Origin of the sequence: Pseudobacillus sp. 179-B 2D1 NHS (assembly GCF_045370945.1) — a bacterium.
Classification (GTDB): Bacteria; Bacillota; Bacilli; order Bacillales; family Domibacillaceae; genus Pseudobacillus.
Window position 1 is genome coordinate 1 of sequence record NZ_JBIQDP010000068.1, and the last position, 1,131, is coordinate 1,131.

At 41.4% G+C, this 1,131-nt stretch carries 1 protein-coding gene; it reads right to left on the bottom strand.

The window, feature by feature from the left end:
- Window positions 1-1,119 (bottom strand): IS3 family transposase gene (locus ACH0BF_RS25055; protein WP_406910524.1). Its coding sequence is split into 2 segments (ribosomal slippage), with 1,120 coding nucleotides annotated over them: window positions 1-882 and window positions 882-1,119; the frame shifts between segments, so codons are not numbered across the junction. This gene is flagged as partial in the annotation.
- Window positions 1,120-1,131: the final 12 nt, after the last annotated feature.

Consider the following 1,131-nt stretch of genomic DNA (forward strand, 5'->3'; position numbering starts at 1 on the left):
ATTGAGGTGTCTGATAACCAATGCTGCTATGAATTCTGTTTCGGTTATACCAGCCTTCTATAAACTGAAACATAGCCAGCTTTGCTGTCCAGTAGTCTGTGTATTGCGTATGATAAACTTCTTCTTTTTTTAATATAGCGTGAAACGACTCTATACAGGCATTATCATAAGGACAGCCTTTCTGGCTGAAAGACTGCTTGATTCCTTGTTTCTGAACATACTGAGTAAACTCACTGCTGGTATATTGTGAGCCAAGATCGGTATGAAGAATGAAGCCCTTTCGGGGCTTTTGAGAAAAACAGGCGTTTTGAAGTGCTTCGATCACCAATTCTGATGTCATAGAACGAGAAAAAGAATAGCCAACGATTTTTTTCGAGTGCAGATCCAATACAGAGGCCAAATAGCACCAGCCATCTCTTACCGTAGGAATATAGGTAATATCCGCCACCCACTTTTCATTGATTGTGCAGGTAGAGAAGTCCCGCTTTAAAAAATTGTCCAGCTGTGCAACCTTTTCCTTTGAGGGACAGGGACGGTACTTCTTCTTGGTAATCGAACGGATATCGGCCTTTTTCATTAGGCGCTGGACGCGCTTTAGGCTTAGGAAAAACCCTCTGTTTAATAAGGTTTTATGAATTTTAGGAGCTCCATAACGAGCCTTACTTTCCAGGTGAATCCGTTGGATTTCCTTCGTGAGTTCCCGGTTTTCCAGTTCACGCTTTGACGTCGTTTTTTCAAGGGAATCATAGTAGCTGCTTCTTGGCACGGCCAGTACTTCGCACATTTTCTGGATAGGGTATTGATCTTTGTGTTCCTCGATAAAATCGTTAAGCTCTGCTTCGGTTACTTTTTCGCGAATATGGCCATAGCCTTTTTTAAGATTTCTACCTCCTGTTTTAACCGAAGGTTTTCTTTCTGAATATCCGCTAACTCTTTCGGTGTTGGGGCCTCTTTCTCTGAACTGATAGGGGTAAAGTCTTTCACCCATTTATAAATCGTTACTTCTGATACGCCATATTCGCTGCTTAATTCTTTAACTGAGCTGCCGGAATGATATAAATCCACAATCGTTTTCTTAAAGTCATCATTATATTTTTTGCCTGTAGGCTTACGTTCCAATTCGGACACATC